The following is a 713-nucleotide window of genomic DNA, read 5'->3' on the forward strand; positions in this document are numbered from 1 at the left end:
AGATGACAGCGGCGGATCGGTTGGCACTACGCCAGTTGCACGCACAGCCGCTGTGGGACGAGTTGCATGTGTGGCTGCGGCTGGAGAGAGCCCGGGTGGCGGACGGTGGGGGCATCGCCGCTGCTCTGGACTACAGCCTCAAGCGCTGGGAGGCGCTGGGGCGCTTCCTGCACGATGGTGATGTCAGTATCGACAACAACCACGTCGAGCGCATGATGCGCCCATGGGCGATGGGGCGCAAAGCGTGGCTCTTCTGTGGCAGCAAACTGGCTGGTCAGCGGGCCGCCATGGTGATGAGCCTCGTGCAGTCAGCCAAGCTGCATGGGCACGATCCCTGGGGTTACCTCAAGGACGTGCTGGAGCGGCTGCAGGCGCACCCGAACCACCGGATTGATGAGTTGCTGCCGCATCGCTGGAGCCCTGCGGAAGACGGCAAAATGCCATCGCATGAAGAACATTGAAGCACTCATCGACGACGGCGGCGACATCACCCTTGGTGCGATCTACCCGATCAAATGCGCAGCCACAGCTGCTGACGGCCACAACAGTGTGGCCATGCTGGTTCGCCGAGAAGGTGAGACGCTGAACGCGTTGCTCAAGAGGCTGGACAAAGCCATCGGTAAGTTCTACGACGGCGGGGACGCGGTTGACGAGATCAACGGCTGCTGAAGGGAGCCGACATCGCCGTCAAGGTGGCATGGCTGGCCGCTTAC

The 713-nt window shown here is 62.7% G+C and carries 2 protein-coding genes; both read left to right on the top strand.

The window, feature by feature from the left end:
* Positions 1 to 461, top strand: a 461-nt coding sequence (locus tag NFX52_RS30415; protein WP_252636014.1) for an IS66 family transposase, incomplete at its 5' end; no start/stop codon positions are given.
* A complete protein-coding gene (locus NFX52_RS30420) occupies positions 448 to 669 on the top strand; it encodes a hypothetical protein (protein WP_055392898.1) in 222 nt (73 codons plus the stop codon). The genes NFX52_RS30415 and NFX52_RS30420, both read left to right, overlap by 14 nt.
* Positions 670 to 713: the final 44 nt, after the last annotated feature.

The organism is Acidovorax facilis (assembly GCF_023913775.1).
Lineage (GTDB): Bacteria > Pseudomonadota > Gammaproteobacteria > Burkholderiales > Burkholderiaceae_C > Acidovorax > Acidovorax facilis.